20 protein-coding genes and 2 pseudogenes are annotated in these 25314 nt (G+C 65.7%); 16 read left to right on the top strand and 6 right to left on the bottom strand.

Annotation, left to right across the window (positions count from 1 at the left end; translation table 11 throughout):
- Positions 1 to 217 precede the first annotated feature (217 nt).
- The 4 genes and pseudogenes from C457_RS09785 to C457_RS09800 all read left to right on the top strand — a co-directional run bounded on the left by C457_RS09785 (position 218) and on the right by C457_RS09800 (position 3077).
- Positions 218 to 1544 (top strand): annotated as a pseudogene (locus C457_RS09785) (hypothetical protein).
- Between the two features lie 143 nt (positions 1545 to 1687).
- Complete coding sequence (locus C457_RS09790) at positions 1688 to 1963, top strand: hypothetical protein (protein ID WP_008094153.1); 276 nt, start codon at positions 1688 to 1690, stop codon at positions 1961 to 1963.
- Positions 1960 to 2391 (top strand): type II toxin-antitoxin system VapC family toxin, encoded by a 432-nt coding sequence (locus C457_RS09795; RefSeq protein ID WP_008094155.1) that lies wholly within the window; start codon positions 1960 to 1962, stop codon positions 2389 to 2391. Before C457_RS09790 ends, C457_RS09795 begins: the two co-directional genes overlap by 4 nt.
- 242 nt (positions 2392 to 2633) lie before the next feature.
- On the top strand, positions 2634 to 3077 hold the full coding sequence (locus tag C457_RS09800; RefSeq protein ID WP_008094157.1) for a hypothetical protein: 444 nt from the start codon (positions 2634 to 2636) through the stop codon (positions 3075 to 3077).
- Between the two features lie 78 nt (positions 3078 to 3155).
- Here C457_RS09800 and C457_RS09805 read toward each other — a convergent pair whose 3' ends face one another.
- Both C457_RS09805 and C457_RS09810 read right to left on the bottom strand, forming a co-directional pair.
- Positions 3156 to 4454 carry a carboxylate--amine ligase gene (locus C457_RS09805; protein ID WP_049913492.1) on the bottom strand — a complete coding sequence of 433 codons (1299 nt, stop codon included), beginning with the start codon at positions 4452 to 4454 and terminating at the stop codon, positions 3156 to 3158.
- A 373-nt stretch (positions 4455 to 4827) separates the two neighbouring features.
- The gene (locus tag C457_RS09810; RefSeq protein WP_004978002.1) at positions 4828 to 5067 is read right to left on the bottom strand and encodes a DUF7120 family protein; all 240 of its coding nucleotides are present in this window, start codon (positions 5065 to 5067) and stop codon (positions 4828 to 4830) included.
- A gap of 191 nt (positions 5068 to 5258) precedes the next feature.
- On the opposite strand from C457_RS09810, the gene C457_RS09815 reads away from it, so the two are divergent.
- From C457_RS09815 to C457_RS09825, 3 genes are all read left to right on the top strand, one after another.
- A complete protein-coding gene (locus tag C457_RS09815) occupies positions 5259 to 5870 on the top strand; it encodes a hypothetical protein (protein ID WP_008094163.1) in 612 nt (203 codons plus the stop codon).
- Between the two features lie 58 nt (positions 5871 to 5928).
- A complete protein-coding gene (locus C457_RS09820) occupies positions 5929 to 6621 on the top strand; it encodes a hypothetical protein (RefSeq protein ID WP_008094165.1) in 693 nt (230 codons plus the stop codon).
- A 171-nt stretch (positions 6622 to 6792) separates the two neighbouring features.
- Positions 6793 to 7533, top strand: coding sequence for a helix-turn-helix domain-containing protein (locus tag C457_RS09825; RefSeq protein WP_008094167.1), 741 nt, complete (start codon positions 6793 to 6795; stop codon positions 7531 to 7533).
- A 399-nt stretch (positions 7534 to 7932) separates the two neighbouring features.
- Here C457_RS09825 and C457_RS09830 read toward each other — a convergent pair whose 3' ends face one another.
- Positions 7933 to 8166 carry a hypothetical protein gene (locus tag C457_RS09830; protein ID WP_008094169.1) on the bottom strand — a complete coding sequence of 78 codons (234 nt, stop codon included), beginning with the start codon at positions 8164 to 8166 and terminating at the stop codon, positions 7933 to 7935.
- A gap of 362 nt (positions 8167 to 8528) precedes the next feature.
- Between C457_RS09830 and C457_RS09835 the strand changes: the two genes are divergently transcribed.
- From C457_RS09835 to C457_RS09845, 3 genes are read left to right on the top strand one after another with little or no spacing between them, the layout of a single operon-like run.
- On the top strand, positions 8529 to 9995 hold the full coding sequence (locus C457_RS09835) for a sodium-dependent transporter (protein WP_081909262.1): 1467 nt from the start codon (positions 8529 to 8531) through the stop codon (positions 9993 to 9995).
- Between the two features lies 1 nt (position 9996).
- Positions 9997 to 10320, top strand: coding sequence for a hypothetical protein (locus C457_RS09840; RefSeq protein WP_008094173.1), 324 nt, complete (start codon positions 9997 to 9999; stop codon positions 10318 to 10320).
- Positions 10317 to 11375, top strand: coding sequence for a proline racemase family protein (locus tag C457_RS09845; protein WP_008094174.1), 1059 nt, complete (start codon positions 10317 to 10319; stop codon positions 11373 to 11375). Before C457_RS09840 ends, C457_RS09845 begins: the two co-directional genes overlap by 4 nt.
- A gap of 27 nt (positions 11376 to 11402) precedes the next feature.
- On the opposite strand, the gene C457_RS09850 is transcribed toward C457_RS09845, so the two are convergent.
- Together C457_RS09850 and C457_RS09855 are read right to left on the bottom strand one after the other, a co-directional pair.
- A complete protein-coding gene (locus C457_RS09850) occupies positions 11403 to 12869 on the bottom strand; it encodes an MATE family efflux transporter (RefSeq protein ID WP_008094176.1) in 1467 nt (488 codons plus the stop codon).
- On the bottom strand, positions 12866 to 13456 hold the full coding sequence (locus tag C457_RS09855; protein WP_008094178.1) for a TetR/AcrR family transcriptional regulator: 591 nt from the start codon (positions 13454 to 13456) through the stop codon (positions 12866 to 12868). Before C457_RS09855 ends, C457_RS09850 begins: the two co-directional genes overlap by 4 nt.
- A 148-nt stretch (positions 13457 to 13604) precedes the next feature.
- On the opposite strand from C457_RS09855, the gene C457_RS09860 reads away from it, so the two are divergent.
- A complete protein-coding gene (locus C457_RS09860; protein WP_008094180.1) occupies positions 13605 to 15617 on the top strand; it encodes a sensor histidine kinase in 2013 nt (670 codons plus the stop codon).
- 36 nt (positions 15618 to 15653) lie between these two features.
- Here C457_RS09860 and C457_RS09865 read toward each other — a convergent pair whose 3' ends face one another.
- Positions 15654 to 16817, bottom strand: coding sequence for a pyridoxal phosphate-dependent aminotransferase (locus C457_RS09865; protein WP_008094182.1), 1164 nt, complete (start codon positions 16815 to 16817; stop codon positions 15654 to 15656).
- A 144-nt stretch (positions 16818 to 16961) separates the two neighbouring features.
- On the opposite strand from C457_RS09865, the gene acs reads away from it, so the two are divergent.
- From acs to C457_RS09890, 5 genes and pseudogenes are all read left to right on the top strand, one after another.
- On the top strand, positions 16962 to 18878 hold the full coding sequence (gene acs, locus C457_RS09870) for an acetate--CoA ligase (protein ID WP_008094184.1): 1917 nt from the start codon (positions 16962 to 16964) through the stop codon (positions 18876 to 18878).
- A 143-nt stretch (positions 18879 to 19021) separates the two neighbouring features.
- Entirely contained in the window at positions 19022 to 20788 is a 1767-nt protein-coding gene (locus tag C457_RS09875; protein ID WP_008094185.1) for a bacterio-opsin activator domain-containing protein, read from the top strand.
- A 198-nt stretch (positions 20789 to 20986) separates the two neighbouring features.
- Positions 20987 to 23173, top strand: a pseudogene (locus C457_RS09880) (AMP-binding protein).
- Between the two features lie 55 nt (positions 23174 to 23228).
- Complete coding sequence (locus C457_RS09885; protein ID WP_008094189.1) at positions 23229 to 23666, top strand: DUF4212 domain-containing protein; 438 nt, start codon at positions 23229 to 23231, stop codon at positions 23664 to 23666.
- A complete protein-coding gene (locus tag C457_RS09890) occupies positions 23663 to 25312 on the top strand; it encodes a VC_2705 family sodium/solute symporter (protein ID WP_008094190.1) in 1650 nt (549 codons plus the stop codon). The genes C457_RS09885 and C457_RS09890 overlap by 4 nt, the downstream gene beginning before the upstream one ends.
- Positions 25313 to 25314 lie beyond the last annotated feature (2 nt).

Here is a 25314-nt window from a genome sequence, read left to right on the forward strand (position 1 = left end):
GGACGCCCGACAGTCACCGGGAACGCTCCGAGCACGCGGGTGGTTGCCAGTGAATCGCAGAACCTACCTGAAGACGCTCGGCGCGGTCGGTATCGGTGCCGCGCTCGCCGGCTGTAACACGCCGGACGAGGAGACGCCGACCGAGACGCCGACGACCGAGGAGACGCCGACGCCCGAACCGGACCTCACCGTCTTCCACGCGGTCGACGACCTCGGGATGGACCCGACGGGCCAAGAGCCGGTCGACGACATCCTCGACGGGGTGTACGGCGACGACACGGCCGTCGAGTTCCCGCCGGGTGACTACCTCATCACCCGCGAGCACGACTGGGACCGCGGCGTCTCGAACTTCCAACTCGTCGGCCTCGGCGACTCCCACAAGGACGTGCAGTTCGTCTTCCCGCCGGCAGACCCCGGCGAGCGGTTCCGGATGCTCCGAATCACGAGCGGGGACCACCACGTCCTGAAGAACTTCTCCGTCCAGCAGACCGACGACGACACCACGAGCGCCGATATCTGGCTCGCCAACGACGACGGCGCGCTCGTCGAGGACGTCGAGTGGCTCGGCCGCACCCCCACGGACAGCCACGCGCGCGACCAACTGCTCCTCTTCGACTGCACTTCGGTGGAGGGCGTCAACGTCGCCCGTCGCGTCTACATGCGCGAGGGCGCGGCGCTCCCCGGCTACCCGAACGGCGTCGCCGGGATTCGCATCACCGAGCGGTCGGTCGGCGAAGTGAGGATGATAGACTGCCACATCGAACAGCGCGGGTCGTCGTCGTTCCGCGCGACCCACACCCGCGGGGTCCTCCGCGTCGAGGGCGGCCTGTTCAAGAANGTCGTCGTTCCGCGCGACCCACACCCGCGGGGTCCTCCGCGTCGAGGGCGGCCTGTTCAAGAACAACGACAACACCAACATGCGCATCTCCGCGGGCGACCATCCGACCAAGACCTCGTGGATCAAGGGTGCGACCGTCATCGTCGACGCGGACAACCTCAACGAACACGCGCGGGAGGGCGACAGACTCGACAGTCCCGAGGGCCTCCGCATCGACTCGACGGGCCACGGCTACACGGGGGTTCTCATCGAGGACTGCGACTTCATCTTCCGGTCGAGTCCGTCCTCGCCGGGCATCATCACCGTCCCGACCTACGGGAGCCACGGCGGCTTCACGATGCGCAACTGCCGCATCGTCAACGACACCGGCGTCCAGACCATCTACGCGGGTCCCGTGGACACCGCCATCGCGCGGGAGCCATGGGGGATGGTCCTGGAGAACGTCACCATCTCGGGGGCGTGCGAGAGTCAGCCCTACGGTTCGGCGGTCGTCGTCGACGAGAATCGAAACGGCTCCCGCATCGTCGATAGCTGTATCCACCTGCCGAACGGCCGGGTCGGCGGCGTGCTCGTCAACCGCGCGTCGGACTGCGCTATCGAGAACTCCAGCATCAACGTCAGCGGTCCGCCGACCCGGACCCGCGGTGTCGAACTCCTGCTCGATAACGTGTCCTACACCGCGACCTGCGCGTTCCGCGACGAGTGAACGGGCGTCGGCCAAGGCGCTATCGGAACCCCCAGTCGTCGGCAATCGCCGTGACCGCGCTGAATATCGCACCCAGTCCGGTCAGCGTTACGCCAGTCAAGATAGTAGCAAACCTTACCCAGTAGTATGTTCTACCGCCGAACATGGTCACGTCGGTGAAGATGGACGACGACACGAAATCACGCCTCGAACGGTTACAGGCAGAGATTCGGCTGAAGACCGGGACGCGAGTGACGCAGCAGGAAGTCTTGGCGCGGCTCGTCGAGAACGCCGTCGAGTCCAAGGCGGACCTCATCGACTCGTTCCGCGAGAAACGTGTCCCGCTTTCGGAGTCCGAGCGCGAGCAGTTCCACGACGGGATGGTTTCGTCCGGCGTCACGACGACGGAAGAAGACATCGACGACGTGCTGTACGGATGAGCGTCCTCGTCGATACCGGCGTGTTCTTCGCGCACCACGATACGGATGCCGACAGGCACGACCAAGCCGTCAGCGCGTTCGACGAACTGTTCGACGGGGAGTTCGGACAGCCGTACACGAACGACTACGTTCTCGACGAGACGGTAACGCTCACGCGCGCTCGAACGGGTTCGTTCGAGGCTGCGGATACCGTTGCCAGTCGCATTCTCGGCGAGGAACCGTTTCCGAACGTGTTCGAGACGATTCACGTCGAACCGGACGACGTCCGGGCGTCGCTGGAGACGCTCCGCCGATACGAGGACCACGACCTCAGCTTCACCGATGCGACCATCGTCTCGCTGTGCGAGTCGCGTGGCATCGACGCCGTGTTGAGTTTCGACACGGATTTCGATGGACTCGTCGACCGCATCGAACCGGGGCTCCGGTAGGTTTAACAGCGCCACGGGAGCGCCGACAGAGAAACGAGCGGTCCGCTCAGTGACCCCTGAAGTTGAGTCCCGGCGTCAGCGTGATACCAGTCCCTCGGTCCCGCTGCAAACCGACAAATGTATTCGAAATAACATTTATCGGGACGTGCGCCGCAGTTCGACCTATGGTTCGGCTCTGTCGTCGGTACGGTCCCGGACGGCTCCCGTACGCCGAGCGAAACGACGTCGGCGGCGGGATAGCGATGGCTGCAACCGGGTTGTTGGCAATCACCCTCTGGTTCGGTGCTGCGGGGCTGCTGACTCTCGTCGGCGCGATGAACGGGACACTCGGGTTCGTCTTCGGTCTCGGACTGGTGGCCGTTCCGATAGCGATACCGACCTCGTTTATCGTGGGCACGCTGCTCTGGCGACGGCTGCGACCCGACGACGACCGCCAACGATACGGTACGCTTTTCGGCGGGCTGACTGCACTCGGAAGTCTTGTCACGGGCGGATTCGGGCCCGCTTTCCTCGTCGGCGTCTCGAACTTCACCCGCGGTGAGATGGTTCTACTGGAGGCGGTCGTCTTCACCGCGCTACTGCTGCCAGTGAGCGTGGTTTTCGCCGTTATCGCTGCCGGTTGGTTGGTCGTTCCACTCGGCGCGTTCGGCGGATGGTATCACGAGCGCGCGAAGGCGCGCTCCTGACGAGGACCGACTGCTAACCGCGCTCCGCGGCGTTCCACAACGCCACGGTGAGCGGCGGCGCACGGACACCCAGTCTGCTCAGCGACCTCTGAAGTTGAGTCCCGGCGTCAGCGTGATGCCGGTTCCTCGCTCTTTCACGTCGTCTCCGTCACCGTCGCGGCCGGCGGTCGATTCCTCGTCGTTCTCGTCGTCTCCACGGTTGAACAGCGCGTGGTGCACGTAGCGGGCGAAGGGAACCGGGTCGTCGAGGCGCGCGAGGTCGAATCTCGGCTCGTGGTAGATAGAAGAGGCGACCTCCCAGACGGTCTTGACGAACGACGGGCGCTCGACAAGCGGCGAGTCGTCGCGGCGGACGCTCATCACGTAGCCGAGTTCGCCCCAGAGGTAGTGAGTGCCGACGCCGAGTTCGTACCCCGGTTCGATGCGGTGTTTCTGCCCGGTCGCCTGCAGCCAGTAGTAGTACGGGAAGTCGGCGCCCGCGCGGACAGTCGAGGGGAGTGACTGCCACATCCGGGGGTTGATTTCGATGAGTTTGAACTCGCCCGTCTCGGCGTCCTTGAGGTACTCGATGCACGCGAGGCCGTGCCAGTTGATGTGACCGAGGAGCTTCCGCGCGACGGATTCGAGTTCGGGGTCGTACACCGAAGTCCGGTAGACGCCGCCGCCGCCGGTGTAGGAGTTTCCGCGAATCTGGAGGTGCTGGAACGTCGCGAGGGGCTCGCCGTGGTCGTACAGCGCCGCGAACATGTACTTGTCCTCGGTCGGAACGTAGTCCTGCACGATGGGGTCGTGTTTCATCTCGGCGTATATCTCGTCGGGGTCCGGACGGTCGCCGGGGCGGACGTGGCGGACGCTCTTGACGATGTCGTACTCGTGGGGGTCGTAGCTGTCGACGTACTCGCCGGCGACGACGTTGTACCGCGGCTTGATAATCGAGGGCTCGTGGAACGCTTCGACCTCGCTGAACAGGCGGGTCCGCGGCATGGGGACGCCGGCGTCGACGGCGGCCTCGTAGAGGAGCTTTCGGTCGTGGACCCGGCGGAGCGTCTCGAAGTCGGGGACGACGAGGTCGACGTACTGCTCGAACTCGTCGAGGTACTTCGAGAAGATGTAGCCGTCTTCGGGCCGCGTCGGGATGATTGTCTTCACGTCCGGTCGGGCGGCGATGCCGACGAGGGCGTCCTTGTAGGCCACGAGGTCGTCTTTCGGGGCGGGAATGCGGACGAGTTCGTCGCAGAATCGGGACGAGGCCGCCGGCGTGTCGTCGTGTTCGGAGGCCATCACCGTGTGGATTCCCCGCTCGCCGAGCGACCGGATGCAAGTGTAGTTGCCCGATGGAACGAGCACCGAGTTCCGGGCGTGCGCGCGTTTGGACATGCCTGAACCGTCGCGCGGTGACGGAATTAGTATGGGTCCGCTAACGGGTTCGAGGTCGGTGCCGGGAGTCGGTTCCTCCCGACCTGACTCGGCGGTCGGTGTGCGGTCTGCCGTCCGCGACAGGGCCGGTGCGCGCCGTCGCGCGAGCGTCGCGTCGGCGACCGAACTGCGGATTCGAACGCGTCGGACCGGATTCGATTCGTGAGAGTCGAGAAAACCGACGGTTTCGGCTCGGTTATCCACAGCATACCGGGGCGAGAGAGACGGTCTCCACGGTCAGCGGGTCTGCCGAGTCGGCGAAACGAGCGCTCTCGACGAGAAATAGTTCGGCGCGGTGCCAAGATGTCGACGGTTCTGGCGGAGCGTCGCCGCCTCAGAGCACGTCGTCGTCGAGGCCGCCGGGGTCGCCCGCGGTGTCGAAGAGGTTGTTCTGGGCGCTCTGGACGAAGTCGGACTGGACGCCGTCCTCGTCGTCGACGGGGGCACCGTAGGCGTCCATTCCCATCGAGAGGAGCTCCTCGACGGCCTGTTCTTCGCTGATGAACTCTTCGTCGACGAGCTGTTCGAACTCGACGAGCAGTTCGTCCGGGAGATTGACTTCTACGACGGGCATAGAGACGCGTTCGTGCTCGATGTACTTGAGCGGCCGGGTGTGAGTAGTTCGTGCCGAGCGTGGTACTCGGTCGCTCCGCGTGACAGTCCGCGTCGCCCGACAGTCGTAACCGCGTGTCTTATCAGCGCCCGGTCAGTCCGTCCACGCGACGAACGGCGTCGATTTCCGACGCCCCTGAGCGAGGGACCGACGTGACACGCGACACAGACCCGGCGACCGAGGACGCCGCCCCCGCCGAGAGCGACGAGCTCGGCTGGCTTCCGGAGCGCGTCGAACTGCCGAGCGACGAGTGGGTCATCTACCCGCCCGGCGAGCCGCGGCCGGCGAACTTCGCGCTCCGCTTCGAGAAGGCCGTCCCCGCGGTGCTCGTCGGTATCGACCCCGGCGACTCGCTGGGCGTCCACGTCCTCCCGCATCCGGGTGGCCTCTCCGTCTCGGCGCGGTTCGGCGGCGTCGTCGACGACTCGGTCCGCGAGTTCGAGCCGCCGGCGTCGGACGAGGACCGCGAGGCGGTCGCCGCGTGGGTTCCGACGTGGGTCGACCGCGTGGACGACCGGGCCGAACGGGCGCGCATTCGGGCGGCTTGCGCGCCGGTTCCCAACGCCGGCGACCGCGCCTCGCGGGCGCTCTTCGAGCACTTCGGGAGCGCGGACGCCGTCGCGGCCGCGGTGCTCGAACGGAACACCGCCGCACTCAGGCGCGCGTCGGGGGTCGCCGAGCAGACCGCGACCGACTTGGTCGTCCACTACGGCACCGACGCGGAGTGGGAGTACTACCGCAGCCACCGCGACGCCGCCCCGTGACTCAAATCGTGATTTGACTCTCGCGTAGGGTTATTCCCGTCCGCGACGATTAACGGGTATGTCCCTGACACGACGCACCTTCCTCGGTTCGACCGCCCTCCTCTCGTTCGGTCTCCTCGCCGGCTGCGTCGGCGACGGCGGGTCGGACGACGGCGCGACGACTGACGACGAGACGACCGACGAGCCGACGGACACGACGGACGACCTCCCGGATGGAAACGGCACTGACGACGGAACCGGCGGCACCCGCCCGTCCGGCGGTCCCGGCATCTCGCTCGTCGGCGTCGACGACGCTCCCGACGTGCCCGTCGAACACGAAGTCGAGATAACGGAGGACCTCGCGAACGACGACCACCCGCCGCAGGTCCGCATCACGCTGACGAACACCGGCGACGAGGTCGTCGAGGTCGGCGAGGGGAGAACCGTCTTCTTCCAGTACGTCTCGGACACGACGAACGACCTCATCTTCCTCCCCGCGGACGGCGAGTATCCCGCCGAGGCGGGCTGTTGGCGGCTCGAAGACCACATCGCCGTGACCGAGGAGTACCGGATTCTCTCGCTCGAACCCGGCGAGTCGCGGTCGGAGCTGCTGAACCTCTACGGCGTCGCCCAGTCCGAGAAGGAAGAAGCGAGCTGTCTCCCGGTCGGCGAGTTCCGCTTCGAGGCGGACTTCGCCGTCGGCGGGCTCTCGGGGTCCGCTGACGACGACAGACGGGAGGCGACGTGGGGCTTCTCGCTCACGCTGGAGTAGTTCTCGGCCGGGCGGTCCCGATTTTCGCCATGGAGGCGAAGTAGCAATCGGGTACGCCGACGGCGGCTTCACGTCGGCTGCAAGCGCCGACGTCGATCCGAGACGTCCGACTCCGCCCCGCCCTCCCATGGTCGGTTGGATATATACCACACGGGAGTGTAACCGTCTCGTATGTCGAACGCTAGCGCACCGAATTCCGAACTCACGGGCCCGACCAGACTCACGCTCAAGGTCTGGCACCCGGACTGCTGGACGCTGGAAGTGACGGAGAACGTCGACGCCGGGGTCACCGCTCACACCGTGTACAACACGCCCGAGGACACGGTCAAGGGACACTTCACGGTCTACGCCGACCGGGTCGAGGACATCGACGACTTCGTCCGCGCGACCGAGCGGTCGCGGCTCACCGACTCCGTCTCCGAGTTGAGCCCCCGCCACGAGTTCGACAACGGCGCGTCGAACGTCGGCAACACGACGCGGGAGATGATGGTCGAGTACGACCCCGAAAACAGCATGACCGACTCGCTTCTGTCGCACGGCTTCGTCCACGACGCGCCCGTCCGCGTCGACGACGGATGGGAGTACTGGCCGGTCATCGACACCGACGACCGGGCCGACCTCCGCGAACGCCTCGACTCGCTGGAGGCGGCGAATCAGGCCGAAATCATCGTCACCAAGGTCACTTCCGTCGCCGGCGCGAAAAACCACGTCTCACACCAACTGGACAAGCTCTCGAACCGCCAGCGAGAGGTGTTCGAACTGGCCTGCCGGCGCGACTACTACACGTGGCCGCGGGAGACGACGACGCGGGAACTGGCCGACGAACTCGACATCTCGAAGACCACGCTGCTCGAACATCTCCGGAAGGCCGAGGCGAAACTCCTCAACCAGTACGCGGAGTCAACTCCGTAACGCCGTCGACGCCGCTCGTTATTCGATTCGATAACTTTCTCTCCGGTTTACTCCGGACACGGTGGTGTCAGTTCGACGGGTCGCGCCCGCGGTACCGACAGCGTCTTTCCGTTCAGTCGGCCCCCTGTGGCGCGCGCCACGTACAGTCCGTACAGCGTTCGATTCCGTGTCGCGTCTGCGTCTCCGAACCGCACTCCGGGCACCGTTGGGCCGACAGTCGCCCCGTGACTGAGTTCGTCATGGCTGAGTCCTCGGCGGAGGGCGAGTTATACTAGTGTCTGTCCATGGGAGGGTGGCCCTCGTGAGAGGCCGGTCGACCACCGACTCCGTCGCCGTCGGGGTGGCCGAGTCGCTGTCGGTTCTGGGCTAGACAGGCGAAAAAACGCGGTCGAGGACTGCCTACTCGTCGTGCGGCGCGACGCGCCGGCTCCCGCCGTCGTCGGTCGGGCGAGCGTACACGCCGCAACTCCGGCTTCGGAGTTCGCCCGCGCGCTGAAGTCGGCTACAGGCGTGTTCTATCTCGATAGGATGTCCGTCCACTCCGGCGAGTATCTCGTCTATCGGCGTCGGTCCACGGCGGTCGAGAAGCGCGAGCACCGCCCGCTCGACCTCGTCCGCCCGCTCGTCTCTCACGCACACCGACGCGCTTCCGAGTCGCGTTTCGTCCGGCGTTCGTCTCGCGGCGTCCGGTCGTCTTCGGCTCGCTCGTCGCTGGTCGTGACCATACCGGTGGTGTTCGCTTCGCGATTATATACCCATCCCCGACTATGATACGGTCCGACCGGCTGTCCCGGCCGAAACCTTCCCACTTGTTGACACTTGTGGAAGAGATATTAATCGCGGTTTATAACGTCTGTAGCACTCGAATCCGAGGTATATACCGATAACTACCGAATCGTCTCAACAGCGTTTCTATACATCTTTCGTTGACAACCCCGACCATAGTAGCACATCCGTATAACTACCTTCTGTTCAAGGGTTTGGGTAGCAGTATCATGTCAGACTCAGAGGCGAGAACGGCGCGAGAAGAGTGGGGAAGCCGGTTCGGTTTCCTCATGGCGATGCTCGGCGCGATGGTGGGCGCGGGCAACATCTGGCGCATGCCGTTTACGACGGGCGAAAACGGCGGCGGTGCCTTCCTCGTGGCCTACATTCTCTTGTTGTATCTCATCGCGGTCCCCGGGCTGATGGCCGAGACGATGATCGGCCGGTACACGAACCACGGAGTCATCGGAGCGTTCAGAACGGTCCTCGGGAGCAAGCGGGCGCAGGGTCTCGGCCTCGTGGTCCTCATCGTCAACGTGGCGCTGATGTCGTACTACGCGCCCATCATCGGCTGGGCGCTCTACTACGCCGGCCACTCGGTGCTCATGACGTTCACCCAGCCGGGGTTCCAGCCGCAAGCATTCTGGGAGGGCTTCATCAACAATCCGACGCTCGTCGTCGGGATGCACACGGTGACGATGGCCGGCTTGGCCGGCGTCCTCGTGTTCGGTATCCGCCGCGGCATCGAGCGCGTCGTGAAGTGGATGATTCCGCTGCTCGTCGTCGCCCTCGTGGCGGTCTCGATTCGCGGCATCACCCTCCCCGGCGGCATGGAGGGCGTCGCATTCGTCTTCACGCCCGATTGGGGGTACCTCACCCGCGGCAGTACGTGGGTCGCGGCGCTCAGTCAGGCGCTGTTCTCGACGGGCCTCGGGTGGGGCATCGCGCTGACCTACGGGAGCTACCTCAGCCGGTACGACGACGTGCCGCTCGGCGGCGGCCTGTTCACCGCCATCGGGAACACGAGCATCGGTCTGCTCGCGGTGTTCGCCACGTTCCCCGTCGTCTTCGCGTTCGGACTCGAACCGAGCGCCGGGTCGAACCTGCTTTTCATCTCGATGGCGCAGGTGTTCCCCGAACTCCCCGGCGGGAGTCTGTGGGCTATCGTGTTCTTCGTCTCCTTCTTCTTCGCGACGTTCACCTCCGGCCTCGGTATCACCGAGGTCGCCGTCACCACCGTCTCGGAGGAGACGCGGCTCTCTCGGACGGGTGCCGTGCTCGCGTCCTGCGGCGCCATTTGGGTGTTCGGCCTCCCGAGCGCCTACTCGTCGGCGTTCCTCGGGCAGATGGACTTCATGTTCGGGAGCTTCGGCCTCCCGCTCGCGACGCTTTCCATCATCGCGCTCGTCGCGTGGAAGTTCGGCCCCGAACGCGCCCGCGTCCTCGACCTCAACCGTAACGCCGGCATCTACGTCGGCGCGTGGTGGAATTCGGTCGTGAAGTACGTCATCCCCGTCGTGATGGTGTTCATCCTCGGCTACGGCGTCTACTCCAGCATCGGAACCGCGAACCAGCGGTTGATGTTGCTCGGCGTCGCGTTCATGGCCGGACTCGTCGTCGTGAGCACGCTCGTGATGAGCGTCGTCGGCGACGAGCCGCCGTCCGGTTCCGCGGCCGTCCCGGGAGGTGACGACTGAGATGGCGCTGTCGACGCTCACGTGGGTCTCGATGCTCGTCTCGCTCCTCCTGTTGCCCGGCGTCGCGGCCGCGGTCCTCGTCCGGTCGCTCCGCACCGAGGAGCGCAAACTCGCGCTCTTACGGGAACAGGACGACATCGATAGCTACTCGCCCCGGGCGTTTTCCGACCTCCGCGGGTGGATTCGCGCGAACCCCGACGACCCCTACGCGCCGATTGCCCGCCGCCGCTACAACGAGTGCGTGCGGTCGCTCCGAGCGATTGACGAGCCGCATTACGACTGGTCCGACGAGCAAATCGCCCGGCTCGAACTGGTGGACGAATGAACGGAAACGACGCCGACGAACTCGCGGACGAGAGTGAGTTCGAGTTCGACGACCTCGCCACGGACGCGTCGTTTACGACCATCGACACGCACACCGAGGGCGAGCCGACCCGCATCGTCGTCGACGGTATCGACCGCGCCGCGCTCGCGGGCGACTCCGTCCGGGAGCGCCGCGACTCGTTCGCCGAAACCCACGACTGGGTGCGCGACCTGCTGATGCGGGAGCCCCGCGGCCACGACGACATGTTCGGAGCGGTCGTCGTCGCCTCCACCCGTCCCGACGCGGACGTGGGCGTCTTCTTCATGGACAGTCGGGGCTATCTCGACATGTGCGGCCACGGGACCATCGGCGTCGTCTCCGCGCTCCTCGAACTGGGGCGACTCGACCGATGCGAGACCGTCCGCGTCGAGACGCCGGCCGGACTCGTCGAGGCGACGCCCGAATACGCGTCCGACGGCGGCGTCGAGCGCGTCACGATAGAGAACGTCCGGTCGTTCGTCTACGACGAGGCGACCGTCCCGGTCTCGTTTCTCGACTCGCCGCTCCGCGTCGACGTCGTCTACGCGGGCAACTTCTTCGCGCTGGTCGACAGCGACCAACTCGACCTACCCGTCGAACCGCGGCACGCATCGACCTTCGTCGATTGGGGCCTCGAAATCCGCGACGCCGTCAACGAGCGCCTCGATATCGTCCACCCGCTCACCGGCGAGGCGGGCTCGGTCTCGATCACCGAGATATACGGCACGCCCGACGAGGTGGATCGAAGTATCGTCGTCTTCGGCGAGGGGCAGGTCGACCGCTCGCCGTGCGGGACCGGGACGTGCGCGAAGATGGCACTCCTCCACGAGGCCGGCGCCCTCGACATCGGCGAGTCGTACCTCCACGAGAGCATCGTCGGCACGCGCTTCGAAGGTAGACTCGTCGCGGCCGACGAACGCGGCGGCGTGACGCTGACGACGCCGCTCATCACCGGGTCGGCCCGAATCACGGGGAAACACACGTTCGTCAAAGACGCGAAGGACTCGCTTTCCGGGTTCAGCATCTCGGCGAAGTAGCGGGTTCGGACCGCCTCTTTTTCCGAATCAGTCCATCCCGCTCGATAGCTCCACGTCGTCGGTCTCCAACTCGCCGCCGGCCGGTGTCCCGCGCACGTCGCCCTCGCGCCACGTCCCCTGGCGGAACCAGAGCCACGCGATGAACGCGCCCGCGACGTTCGAGACGAAGAACGCGATCCAGATGCCCCGAACGTCGGTGCTTCCGAGGAACCAGAAGTCCGTCGGCAGGAGTCCCTGCGACGCGACGAAGGCGACCGGAAGGCGGATGCCGGCGAGCGTGACGACCGATATCACCGCGGCGATGAGCGTCTTGCCCGCACCACGGAAGCCGCCGGTGAACGCCCGCATGATACCGATGAAGCCGAACGACAGCGAGACGTACCGCAGGAACTGTGCGCCCACGTCGAGGACCGCCGCGTCGGTGGTGAACACCGAGACGATGGGCTCAGGAACGAGGAAGATGGCCAGTCCGAGCAGGCCGAGGACGAAGAACAATCCCTTGGCCGCGACGTAGTTCGCCTGCTCCGCTCGGTCGTACTTCCCCGCGCCGATGTTCTGACCGGACATCGTCTCGACGCCGCGGGCGACGGCGATAGCCGGGAGGAAGATGACCGAGAACACGCGGGTGCCGATACCGAACGCCGCGACGACGGAGGTCGAAAACAGGCCGACGACGATGAGAAGCGCGTTGATGGAGAGCGCGCGACCCGTCCCCTCGATGCTGGCGGGGATGCCGATGCGGAGAATCTTCCGCAGGTACCGGAAGTCCGGTCGCATGTCCGTGAGGTGAATCTGGATGCCTCTGGTGCCCGACACCATGATGGCGATGCCGACGACCATCGCGAGGACCCGCGAGATGACGGTGGCGATGGCCGCGCCCTGAATCCCGAGTTCGGGGAACTGAACCGGCCCCAGCGCCCACCCGTTGATGAAAAACGGGTCGAGGACGACGTTGAGGACGACAGTCCCGAACATCACGAGCATCGGCGTGATGGTGTCGCCCGCCCCGCGCATCAGCGAGATGAACACGAAGAAGCCGAACATGAACGGCAGACCGAGCGCGATGACCTGCATGTAGGCCGTCGCGCCCGGCAGCACGTCCGGCGAGGCCCCGAGGAAATCGAGGAACGGGCGGACGAGCGGGTAGCCGAGCGCGCCGAGCATCGCGGACCCGAGGAACGCGAACGTGACGGTCTGGGAGGCCGCGTACTCGGCTTTGTCCGTCTCCTCGGCCCCGGTGTGCTGGGCGACGAGGACGCTCCCGGCGACGGACAGCCCCATCCCGAGCGAGATGAGGAGGAACACCATCGGGAAGGCGAACGAGATGGCCGCGAGCGCCTCCGTCGAGTACTGGCCGAGCCAGAACGTGTCCGCGAGGTTGTACGCCGTCTGGAGCAGGTTCGTGACGACGATGGGGAGCGACAGGTAGAGAAGCGGCTTGACGATGCCGCCCTCGGTGAGGTTGAGTTCCTCTTGTCCCTTGAACAGACTCATCGCTCCACCTCCGCACCCGGCGTCCAGCCGAGGTGGAGTTCGAGGGCGTCTTCGACGACCCGCCGGGTCTCAGCGGGGTGTTCGTCGAGCGCGACGGCGCGGGCGTGCGCGCCGTTGCTCATGGTCGTGACGAGCCGCGCGATTTCCGCCGGGTCGGCCTCGTCGAACGCTCCTGTTTCGACGCCGTCGCGGACGATGTCGGCGACGGTTCCGCGCATCACGTCGTCGAGGTCGAGGAAGCGCTCGCGGAACAGCTCGTGGTAGGGCGCTTGCGCCTTCAGTTCCATGAGCGCCACGGGGAAGCCGTCGACGTCGGGGTCCTCGGGGTTGAACACCGCGTCGAGAACCGCGTCGAGCCGCTTCCGCGGGTCGGACGCGCCGCACGACAACTTCGACTCGAATCGCTCGATTCGGTCGTCGAGGAAGGCGTTGAGGAGCTCCTCTTTCGTGTCGAAGTGGTAGTGAATCGCGGCGCTCGTCACCGACGATTCCTCCGCGATTCGCTGCACCGTCAGGCCGGCGTACCCGTGTTCGCAGAGCGCCCGGTTGGTCGCTTCGAGTATCTCGGCCCTGGTCTCTGCGTCCATCTTCTGTCCCGGCTTACTGACCGGTCAGTTAAGAGACTTTGGACCGTCAAACCCTTCGTTAGGGCGACTCACGGCCGGCCGTCTGCCAGAGTTTCTAAGTGGCCGACCCGGGTACTCGAGTGTAGTGCCTCTCTCGCTGTCACCGTACGTGGGTGCGCTTCTCCTCGCGACCGCAATTTCCGCCGGGGTCGCGAGCTACGGCTGGCGGTACCGAGACGAGCCGAGCGGGCGGTGGTTCATCGCCCTCGCTCTGAGCGCCGGCGGCTGGTCGCTGTTCGAGGCGTTTTACCTCCTCGCCGACTCGGTGTCCGTCCGCCTCCTGTGGTACGTTCTCGTCTTGATACCCGCGGAGGCGGCGGTCTTTTTCACCCTGTTTTTCGCCCTCGAAATCGCGGGCTACGAGCGGTGGGTCTCCCGTCGGACCGCCGCGCTGTTCGCCGTGTGGCCCACGCTGGCCGTCGTGGGTGCGGCGACGAACGCGCTCGGGGTCCACACGCTGCTGTGGGAGTCGCTGTCGTTTTCGACCACCGGCGGAATCACGACGGCCGAGACCGTTCACGGACCGGTGTTCTGGGTGGACACGGTCTACAACTTCGCCGCGGTCGGGGCCGCGCTCGTCGTCCTCGGCATCCACTGCCTGCGGAGCCGACAGATATACCGAAAACAAGCGCTCCTCCTGTTCGTCGCGGTTCTCGTTCCCCCCATCGTCGGGGCGGTGTATCTCTGGACGCCGTTTTCGCCCGCGAACCCCATCGCCATCTCGTTCGCTGCCACGTCGTCGCTGCTCGCCATCGGGCTCTCGCGGTACCGAATCCTCGACATCAGCCCCATCGCGCGGGACCTCGTCATCGAGCGGATGGCCGACCCCGTCATCGTCGTCGACCGAAAGGGCCGGCTGGCCGACACCAACCCGTCGGCGAGGGCGCTTTTCGACGTGGAGCCCTCGTCGCTGGGGGCCCCCGTGGCCGACGTGTTCGACGCGGTGGCCGCCGAGGCCCTCGAAACCGGCGGGGAGCTCCGGGTCGTCGACGACAACGACGAGGCGCGCTACTTCGAGGTCGACAGGTCGGCCGTGACCGACGGCCGGGACGCGGTTCGCGGCCATCTGCACATCCTCCACGACATCACCGAGCGCCGCGTCCGCGAGCGGTGGTTCCGCGCGCTCACGGAGAACGCCTCCGACCTCATCTTCGTCCTTGACGCCGACGGCTCGGTCAGCTATCTGAGCGACTCGGCCGCCCAGACGCTCGGCACCGACGAGGACCCGAGTGAGGTTCGGTCGCTGGCCCGGTTCCTCCACCCCGACGACGAGGATGCCGCCATCGAGACGTTCCGGGAGGCGCTGGCGCGCCCCGACGAGGACGCCACCGCCGAACTCCGGTTCCGTAGTTCGACCCGCGGGTGGCGCGTCTTCAGCGTCCGGTGTCGGAACCTCCTCGACGATCCCGTTGTCAGCGGCGTCGTCGTCAACGCCCACGACGTAACTGACCGGCGCAAGCACGAACAGCAGCTCGAAACGTTCGCGAACGTCGTCTCGCACGACCTGCGAAACCCGCTGAACGTGGCGGAGGGCTACCTCGAACTGGTGAAGGAGGCGGAGCGTCCCGACCCGGACCACGTCGAGCGAATCGAGGCGGCCCACGAGCGCATGGGCGAGATTATCACCGACGTGCTCGCGCTCGCCCGCGGCGGCACGGTCGACGAGCGCGAGACGGTCTCGCTCGACGCCGTCGCGACCGAGGCGTGGGCGAACGTCGACACTAAATCGGCCGCGCTCGAGGTGGCCGAAAGCGCATCGTTCGCGGCGGACCGGACTCGGCTCCTCCAGCTTTTCGAGAACCTGTTTCGAAATTCCGTCGAGCACGCCGGCGACGGCGTGACCGTCACCGTCGGCGCGACTCGGGACGGCTTCTACGTCGAAGACGACGGCCCCGGCGTCCCGCCGGAGGACCGCCCGAAGCTCTTCGAGTCGGGGTTCACGACCGCAGTCGACGGCACCGGCTTCGGCCTCGCAATCGTCCGAACCATCGCCGACGCCCACGACTGGTCGGTCGGATACGAGGACGCCGCGGACGCCGGCGCGCGGTTCGTGATTCGGGGCGTCGAACGCGCGGAGGACTCGGTTCTGGAGTCGAGTTCGGCGTCGTCTGATGACGTCTAACCGCTGCCCTGCGGACCGCGAGCCGGGACGACCGGATTACCAGAAGCGGTTCTCGTCGAGCCGTCGCAGCGCCTCCTCGATGGTCGCCTCGTTGCGGGAGAAGGTAAACCGGACCCAGTCAGCGGACCCCTCGGTGTAGAAACTGCTCCCGGGGACGACCGCGACGCCGGCCTCGCGGACGAGTCGGTGCGCGAACTCGGTGTCGTCGGCGTCGCCCGGGTAGCGCGTCAGCATGTAGTACGCGCCGTCCGGTTTCACGGGATCGAGGCCGACCTCCCGGAGGCCGTCGTACAGCAGTTCGCCGCGGCGTTCGTACGAGTCCGAGAGGTCGTCGTAGTAGTCCGCCGGGAGCGACAGCGCCTCCACCCCCGCCCGCTGGAACGGCGTCGGCGCGCAGATGCTCGTGTAGTCGTGGACCTTCCGGAGTTCGGCCGACAGCGGCTCGGGCGCGAGCGCGAACCCGACGCGCCAGCCCGTCACGGAGTACGTCTTCGACAGGCCCGTGCAGACGACGGTCCGGCCCGCGAGCCCGTCGATTTCGACGGGGCTGACGTAGTCGTCGGCGTAGACGATGTGCTCGTATATCTCGTCGGTGACGACGACGAGGTCCTCCGCGTCGGCGACCTCCGCGACGAGTTCGAGCTCGGCGGGCGAAAAGACGTTCCCCGTCGGATTGTGCGGGTGGTTGAGAATCAGCATAGACGCGTTCTCGGCGGCGTCCCACAGCGCGTCGGCGTCGAGTTCGAGGCCGTCGGTGATGTCGAGCGGCATCGGCTCTCCCTCGGCGAACTGGACGGCCGGGATGTAGCTCTCGTAGGTCGGCTCGAAGTAGATGACGCCGTCGCCGGGGTCGCAGAGCGCGAGAAGCGTCGAGACCACCGCCTCGCTCGTCCCGGTGGTGATTGTGACCTCCGTCTCCGGGTCGTAGCGGACGCCCTTCCAGTCGGCGTAGCGCTCCGAGACCGCCTCGCGGAGTTCCGGGAGCCCCCACGTGATGGTGTACTGGCTCGACGTGTCGATCGCGTCTTTGGCGGCCTCCTTCACCCTCGCCGGCGTCTCGTCCTCGTCGGGAATGCCCTGTGAGAGGTTGATGGCGTCGTGTTCGTGCGCCTCGCGGGTCATCTCCCGGATGACGGACTCGCGGGTTCCCGCGACGCGCTCGCTCCCGATGGGCCGGGAGAACGCGGTCGGATGTGGCATACGTGGGCTGGGACTGGCTGACACAAGAAGCTTGGCGGACGCCATCGGTCGCCCGAGTCGCACACCCCGACGAACGTTTTAATGCGATGAGGCCGACGTAACTCCTGTATGTCGAACCGTCGTGGGCCGGACTTCGAAACGAGGATGGCCGAAGACGAGGAGATACCGCCTCCGGCGTCGTTCGTCGAACAGGCCACCGTTACCGACGACTCCGTCTACGACGAGTTCGAGGAGAACTGGCCCGACTGCTGGGAGCGAGCGGCGGCGACGATCGACTGGTTCGACCCCTACGAGTCGGTCCTTCCGGCCGACGAACCCCCGTTCGAGTGGTTCGCCGGGGGGACGTTGAACGCCTGCTACAACTGTCTCGACCGGCACGTCGAAGCCGGGGCCAAGAACCGCGTCGCCATCAAATGGGAGAGTCACCTCGGCGAGACGCGAACGTACACGTATCAGGACCTCTACCGCGAAGTCAACGAGTTCGCGGCGGCGCTCCGCGCGCAAGGCGTCGAGGAGGACGACGTGGTCACGCTGTACATGCCGATGATTCCCGAACTGCCCATCGCCATGCTAGCCTGTGCCCGCATCGGCGCACCCCACAACGTCGTCTTCGCGGGACTGTCGGCGGACGCGTTGGCGACGCGACTGGAGAGCGCGGACTCGGCGTTCCTCGTCACCTGCGACGGCTACTACCGGAGAGGGAGCGCCATCTTCCTGAAGAGCAAGGCCGACGACGCCCGTCTCAAGGCCGCCCACGACCTCGAGGAGATGGTCGTCGTCGAGCACCTCGGCGAGACCGCACACCTCGGAGCGGGACAGCACACCTACGACGAACTGGTCGACGCCCACGCCGGCGCGGAGGTCGACCCGGTCCAGCGGGCGGCCGACGACGTGCTGTTTCTCATCCACACGTCGGGGACCACAGGCGAACCGAAACGAGTCGAACACGTCACCGGCGGCTACCTCGCCCACGTCGCGTGGACGTCGCAGGCGGTGTTGGACCTCAAGCCGGAGGACACGTATCTCTGTACGGCGAACATCGGCTGGATTAGCGGCCACTCGTACGTCGTCTACGGGCCGCTGGCGCTCGGGACGACGACAGTCATGTACGAGGGAACGCCGAACTACCCGGAGAAGGACCGCATCTGGGACCTCATCGAAGAGAACGCCGTCGACGTGTTCTACACGGCTCCGACGGCGATTCGGTCGTTCATGAAGTGGGATACGTCGCTCCCCCAGTCGCGGGACCTGTCGAGTTTGCGCCTGCTCGGAACCGTCGGCGAACCCATCAACCCGCGGGCGTGGAAGTGGTACTACGAACACATCGGCAACGAGAACTGCCCCATCGTCGACACGTGGTGGCAGACCGAGACCGGCGGCATGATGATAACGACCCTCCCGGGCGTCAAGAACATGAAGCCCGGCACCGCCGGGCCGCCGCTCCCGGGCGTCGGCGCTCGGGTCGTCGACGGCCGCGGCGAGGAAGTCCCTGCGAACGAGGCCGGGTATCTCGTTCTCACACGCCCGTGGCCCGGCATGCCGCTCGCGCTGCGACACGGCCAGCGGTGGGGTGAGGAGGCGGCGATGTTCGACGTGGACGGGTGGCACTACTTCACCGGGGACGGCGCGAAAGTGGACGACGACGGCTACGTCACCGTGCTCGGGCGCGTTGACGACGTTATCAACGTCTCGGGTCACCGCCTCGGGACGATGGAAATCGAGTCGGCCATCGTCGACGTCGAGGGCGTCGTCGAGGCCGCGGTCGTCAGCGTCGACGACGCCGACACGGGCGGTATCCACGCGTACGTCACGCTGGAGACGGGCGTCTCCGGGGGCGACGACCTCCGCGAGCGAATCGGCTCCCACGTCCGCGAGCGCATCGGTCCGATTGCCACTCCGGACGCCGTCGTCTTCACGCCCGACCTCCCGAAGACGCGGTCCGGGAAGATCATGCGCCGGTTTCTCGAGAATATCACCAACGGCGAGGAGTTCGGCGACACGTCCGCGCTTCAGAACCCGGAAATCGTCGGCGAGCTCGAATCCATCGTCCGAGACAGCTGACGACGTTTCGGATAATATTGTCTCCGCGAAATTTTGTTTCTGCCCTGATGAGCGGTGGTCTTTCCTGCTCCCTGACTTCTCTGCGTAGCTGTCTTCCTTTCACCGGAAGATTTAGTTCGCTCTTCGATATTATTCCGAAACGAATGCCGGGCGGAGACCCCGAGCCGACGCCGTTGTCCGCGGGTGGGTACGAGCAACTGCGACGGTCGACCGAGACGTACCGCGAGGACCTCGTGCTTCGACTCGGTGCGGAAGTCGGGCTCACACCGGCCGAGATGAGTCAGTTCGAACCCGCACACGTGACCCAGCGGCGACACCGGGGAACGGAGCACTACTTCCTCGTCGTTCCGACCGACGGTCGGGAGGCGTACCTGCCGAACGAGGTCGAACACGACGTCCGCAAGTACGTCACGACGACAGACATCGGCGAGACTGAACGGGTGCTTCCGGTCACGCCGCGGCGTCTGCAGATGCTCGTGGCGTCGGTCGGAACGCGGGCCGCCGAACGAACCGGCCGCGATGGGTTGGCGGACGTTTCGACTCGCGACCTGCGTCGGCACTTCGCCCGAACGATGCTCGGTGACGGCGTCCCGCCGAGCGTCGTCATGCGAATCGGCGGGTGGGACCGAATCGAGAGTCTCGCGCCGCTCCTCGACGAACCGAGCGAAGACGAGGTGCTCGATGCGCTCTCGCCGGACGCCGTCGACAGCGGCGGGCGTCCCGCGGGCGGCGACTCCGACCGAGTGCGTCAGGTCGTCGAGACCGTCCGAAGCGTCGGGTCGGCACTCTCGGGGGTGAACACGCGAGGCGAGGTCGAACAGGCCGTCTGTGACGGACTCGCGGATTCGAGCCACTACCGTTTCGCTTGGATAACGTCGGACGAAACCGATGCGCGAGCGGAACTCACCGTCGCCGGATTCGACGAGGAATCGCTCGAAGCGGTCCGGCGGTCACTCGCCAGTCGAGACGCGGACTTCGCTCGACGCGCGTGCGATACCGGTGCCGTGCAGACCGTGCGCATCGACCTGCCGCCGAACTCCGAGAGCGGCCACCTCGCTGTCGTTCCGCTGGTACACGGCGAAACCGCCTACGGCGCGCTCTACGTCGCGCTCGCTGAGGAAGCGGCCTCCGACGCCGAGACGGACGTACTGGTGACGCTGGGCCGCCACATCGGGCAGGCTATCGCCGCCGCGGAGCGTCGGAAGCTACTCCTCGCCGACACGGTCGTTCAACTGGAGTTCGAATCATCGGACGAACAGGACGTGCTCGTCGGACTCTCCGCGGACCTCGGTTGTTCGGTTCGGCTCCGCGGCGTCGTTCCTATCGAGGAGCGGTCGCTGCTGTGCTTTCTCACCGTTCGGGGGGCGACGACGGACGCGGTGTTCGACGAGTTGCAAACGACGCCAGCAGTCGAACACATCCGCCTGATCCGCGACCGGGGAACGGAGTCACTCCTCGAAGTCGCGCTCTCCGCGGGGTCGACGATTACGACGCTCACGTCCTACGACGGAACCGTCTCGCGGTTCGTCGCGGAGGACGGCGTGGCCCGTCTGGTCGGCGAATTTTCGAACGAAGCGCCGCTCCGAGACGTGATGTCCGACCTGACCGACGCGTATCCCACCACCGAACTCGTCTCGAAACAGGAGGTCGAACGGCCCACGCGAAACACCGCCGACTTTCGGGAGTCGCTCGTGGCGCGACTCACAGACAAGCAACAGTCCGTCCTGCGAGCGGCCTATCTCGCCGGGTACTTCGAGTGGCCCCGCGGTAGTACCGCCGAAGACCTCGCCGATTCGATAGACATCTCGTCGCCGACGCTCCACCAGCACCTCCGAACCGCACAGCAGAAACTCATGACTGCGTTCTTCGACGACGACAGCGACGAACACGCTTCGACCCTAAACCCTTAGGCGTGCGACCAGTTGGCACACGAACGTTCATTATTGATTGACGAATTATTAATATATTTTGATAGTAGTTCATCCCGTCTGTATTCCTTTTCGAGGCCTATTGTACCGAATTTAGACTGTTATCCATAATCGTGATGTTAATTTTCGATAATTAGTTACCCTACTTATGCCCCTTGTGGAGACTCGTTAACACGACATATGGCACAGGGTGACACCGAACTGGAGGCACGGCTGGAAGAACAAGACGAGTTCGAACCCTCCGAGGAGTTCGTCGCGCAAGCGAACGTCTCGGACGCCGGCATCTACGATGAGTTCGAGGAGAACTGGCCCGAGTGCTGGGAGCGGGCCGCCGAGATGCTCGATTGGGACGAAGCGTACGACGAGGTGTTGGACGATTCGAACCCGCCGTTCTACGAGTGGTTCACCGGCGGCGAACTGAACGCCTGTCACAACTGCGTGGACCGCCACGTCGAAAACGGGGCCAAGAACCGCGTCGCCATCAAGTGGGAGGGCGAACACGGCGAGACGCGAACGTACACGTACCAGGACCTCTACCGCGAGGTGAACGAGTTCGCGGCGGCGCTCCGCGACCTCGGCGTCGAGGAAGACGATGTGGTCACGCTCTACATGCCGATGGTTCCCGAACTGCCCATCGCAATGCTCGCGTGCGCCCGCATCGGCGCACCACACAACGTCGTCTTCGCCGGCTTCTCCGCCGAGGCGCTGGCGACGCGGATGAACGCCGCGGACTCTCGGTTTCTCGTCACCTGCGACGGTTACTACCGCCGCGGCGACCCGCTCGACCACCTCGACAAAACCAACGAAGGACTCGACAGCGTCGACCACGGTGTCGACGCCACGGTCGTCGTCGACCGCCTCGGCGACGACGGCTTCGGCCACGACCTGAAGGGTAATCAGCACGACTGGGACGACCTCCTCGACGAACAGGGCGGCGAGCGCGTCGAGCCCGTCGAACGCGACGCCGAGGACATGCTGTTCCTGATGTACACTTCGGGGACGACGGGACAGCCGAAGGGTGTCAAACACACCACCGGCGGGTATCTCTCCTACGCGGCGTGGACCTCCCACGCCGTGCTCGACATCGAGAAGGAGGACACGTACTGGTGTTCGGCCGACATCGGCTGGATTACGGGNCTCCTACGCGGCGTGGACCTCCCACGCCGTGCTCGACATCGAGAAGGAGGACACGTACTGGTGTTCGGCCGACATCGGCTGGATTACGGGTCACTCCTACATCGTCTACGGGCCGCTCGCGCTCGGTTCGACGACGGTGATGTACGAGGGGACGCCCGACTTCCCCAACCGCGACCGGATGTGGGACATCGTCGAGAAGTACGCCGTCGACATCTTCTACACCGCGCCGACGGCGATTCGCGCGTTCATGAAGTGGGGCAGCAAGTACCCAGCGTCGCGGGACCTGTCGAGTCTCCGCTTGCTCGGCACCGTGGGCGAACCCATCAACCCGCGGGCGTGGAAGTGGTACTACGAACACATCGGCAACGAGGACTGCCCGGTCGTGGACACGTGGTGGCAGACCGAGACCGGCGGCATGATGATAACGACCCTNGGGCGTGGAAGTGGTACTACGAACACATCGGCAACGAGGACTGCCCGGTCGTGGACACGTGGTGGCAGACCGAGACCGGCGGCATGATGATAACGACCCTGCCGGGCGTCAAAAACATGAAACCCGGGTCCGCCGGGCCGCCGCTCCCGGGCATCGACGCCCAAATCGTCGACACCAACGGCGACGAAGTGAAACCCGGACGGGCGGGCTATCTCACGGTGAACAAGCCGTGGCCGGGGATGCTCCGGACGCTCTACAAGAACGACGAGCGCTACATCTCCGAATACTGGGAGGAGTACTCCGACACCGACAGCGACGACCCCGACGACTGGGTCTACTTCCCCGAAGACGGCGCGAAAGTGGACGACGACGGCTACATCACCGTACTCGGGCGCGTTGACGACGTCATCAACGTCTCGGGCCACCGCCTCGGGACGATGGAAATCGAGTCGGCCATCGTCGGCGTCGAAGGTGTCGCCGAGGCCGCGGTCGTCGGCGGCGACCACGAGGTGAAAGGCGAGGCCGTCTACGCCTACGTCATCACCGAAGACGGGTACGAGGAGGGGGAAGACCTCCGCGCGCGCATCATCGAGGGCGTCGAGGACGCCATCGGACCCATCGCCAGACCCGAACAGGTCGTGTTCACGCCCGAACTGCCGAAGACGCGCTCGGGCAAAATCATGCGCCGCCTCCTCGAAGACGTGGCGAACGGCGCGGAACTGGGTAACACCTCGACGCTCCGGAACCCCGAAATCGTCGGGGAGATAGAAGCGAAAGTCCGCGCACAGAGCGACTGAGCGGCCGCCTTCGGCCGCCCGTATTGAGCGTAACTACGAGACGACCAACCGATCTATGTCACGCGAATCAACCGAGTCAGAAATTGACTCACACACCACGAGCACCGACCGGAGCACAGCTCCCGAACACGACGAGGTAGACTACCTGTCGAGGGAGGTGAACCTGCTGAAACCGAGCACCCCGTTCATGCGAGACCACCTGAAAATAATCTGGGCCGGATTCATCGCGTGGGCGCTCCTCACGTTCGGACCGCCGGTGCTCACCTACTTCGCACCGGCGACGATGACCGCGGAGCTTCCGGTCATCGGCTTCCCGGCGCACTACTTCCTCGTCGCCGTGTTGTCGCCGACCAGCTCACTCGTCCTCGCGTTCGTCTATTCCCGCAAGCGCGACCAACTCGACAGGCGGTACGGCATCGACCACGCGGCCTCGAAGTCGCGCTCGAAGAGTGAGAGCGAGGCCGCCGTCACCGACGGAGGGAGCGTCGAATGACTGCGAGCGTGTTCCTCCAGTCGGGCGACCTGCTCCCCGAGGCGCTCAACATCTCGTTCAAACTCGTGCCGGCCATCATGGTCGTCGGGATGTTGGCCCTGTTTCTCGCCATCGGCTACGTGTTCAAGGTCGCCGACACGGAGGGCATGTGGGTCGCCGGCCGGTCCATCGGAAACGTCGAAAACGGGATGGCAATCGGCGCGAACTGGATGTCGGCGGCGTCGTACCTCGGATTAGCGGGATTGGTCGCCCTCGCGGGCTTCTACGGGCTCGCGTTCATCATCGGCTGGACGGCCGGGTACTTCGTCCTCCTCATCTTCCTGGCCGCGCAGATGCGTCGGTTCGGGAAGTACACGGCGCCCGACTTCGTCGGCGACCGATTCAACTCCGATACGGCGCGGGCGATCGGCGCGCTGACGACCATCCTCATCGGGTTCGTCTACTCGGTCGGACAGGCCCGCGGGATGGGCCTCGTCGGACTGTACGTCTTCGGGACCGACTACGTCACGATGGTCGTCGTCATGATGGCGATTACGGTCGGCTACCTGACTATCTCCGGCATGATGGGTGCGACCAAGAACATGGCCGTCCAGTACGTCATCCTCATCGTCGCGTTCCTGACGGCCGTCTACGTCGTCGGGTTCACCGGCGGCTACTCGACCGTCCTCCCGCAAATCGAATACGGCCAGCTCATCGGCGAGTTGTCGGCCGAGTTCTCCGAACCGTTCGCTAACGCGGGGTTCTACCTCTGGATCGCCACGGCGTTCTCGCTCATCTTCGGGACCTGCGGGCTCCCGCACGTGCTGGTGCGGTTCTACACCGTCGAAAACGAGAAGACGGCGCGTCAGTCGACCGTTTGGGGGCTGTTTTTCATCCTGCTTTTGTACTGGAGCGCCCCGGCGCTGGCGGCCTTCGGTGTCGACCTCTACGACGCCTCCCAGTACGGCCCGACGTTCGCGGCCAACGGCGGCATGAGCGGCGGTGAGGGCGACCTCATCGTGGTGCTCGCGGCGCAGCTTTCGAACCTGCCGACGTGGTTCGTTGGCCTCGTGGCGGCCGGGGGTATCGCCGCCGCCATCGCGACGACGGCGGGGCTGTTCATCACCGCCTCGTCCGCCGTCTCCCACGACATCTACACGAACATCATCAACCCCGACGCGACCCAGCGCCAGCAGGTGTTCGTCGGTCGCGCGACCATCGTCGCGCTCGGTATCATCGTGACGATAACCGCGTTCGACCCGCCCGCGCTCGTCGGCGAACTGGTCGCGCTCGCGTTCTCGCTCGCGGCCATCGTGCTGTTCCCGATGTTCTTCCTCGGCCTCTGGTGGGAGAACACCAATCGTCAGGGCGCCCTCGCCGGTATGAGCGTCGGCCTCGCGCTCTGGGTCGCCGCGGTGGTCAACGACCTCATCTTCCACTTCAGCGACGCCTTCGCCGAGTTCGTGCCGGCCATCGGCGCGGCGCTCGTCGGCACGCCGCTGGTGTTCGTCATCACCATCGCCGTCTCGATGGCGACGGACGAACCGCCGGAGCGAATCAAGAAGATGGTTCGGCAGTGTCACAGCCCCGAACCGATGGGTCAGCAACAGTCCGCAGAAGACGTGGTCATGAGCGCAGACGGAGGGCAGTCCCCCGCGGACGACTAACC

Source organism: Haloferax prahovense DSM 18310, assembly GCF_000336815.1.
GTDB classification, from domain to species: Archaea; Halobacteriota; Halobacteria; order Halobacteriales; family Haloferacaceae; genus Haloferax; species Haloferax prahovense.